Consider the following 476-nt stretch of genomic DNA (forward strand, 5'->3'; position numbering starts at 1 on the left):
TTCTACAATGACCGTGCCGAACGCGTGCTGGTCGACGATGCGGCCGAGCGCAATGCACGCGTCGCGCTGCTTGCGGCCACGCGTCAAGTGCTGGCCAACGGTCTCGCGACGATCGGCGTCTCCGCTCCCGTCAAGATGTAACCCCTCCGACGTAACATGCACGCGGCCGTCGTTATAATCGACGGCCGTTCCAGGATTCTTTTTGCAGGTGATTCGTACGATGGCAAAACCACGCCGCACAACAAAGCAATCGAAACAAACCGGGGGGACTTTTCTCGGCATCGTGCTGGGCCTGATCGTCGGCCTTGCGATCGCGGTAGTGGTGGCGCTGTATATCACCCGTGCGCCTACGCCGTTCGTGTCGAAGGTGGCGCCGCCCGCGGCGTCGGACACCGCCGCGAGCCAGGCGCAATACGACCCGAACCGGCCGCTGCAAGGCAAGACGCCGGGCCAACCGGTGCCGCAGGCCGCGCAAC

1 protein-coding gene and 1 pseudogene are annotated in these 476 nt (G+C 64.3%); both read left to right on the top strand.

The features are described 5' to 3' along the window. On the top strand, window positions 1-141 hold a 141-nt coding region (locus CIC12_RS05165; RefSeq protein WP_168662790.1), incomplete at its 5' end, for a DALR anticodon-binding domain-containing protein. 61 nt (window positions 142-202) lie between these two features. Then, window positions 203-476: pseudogene (locus CIC12_RS05170) on the top strand (SPOR domain-containing protein); the annotation flags it as partial.

Origin of the sequence: Paraburkholderia sp. SG-MS1 (assembly GCF_012275575.1) — a bacterium.
Taxonomy (GTDB): domain Bacteria; phylum Pseudomonadota; class Gammaproteobacteria; order Burkholderiales; family Burkholderiaceae; genus Paraburkholderia.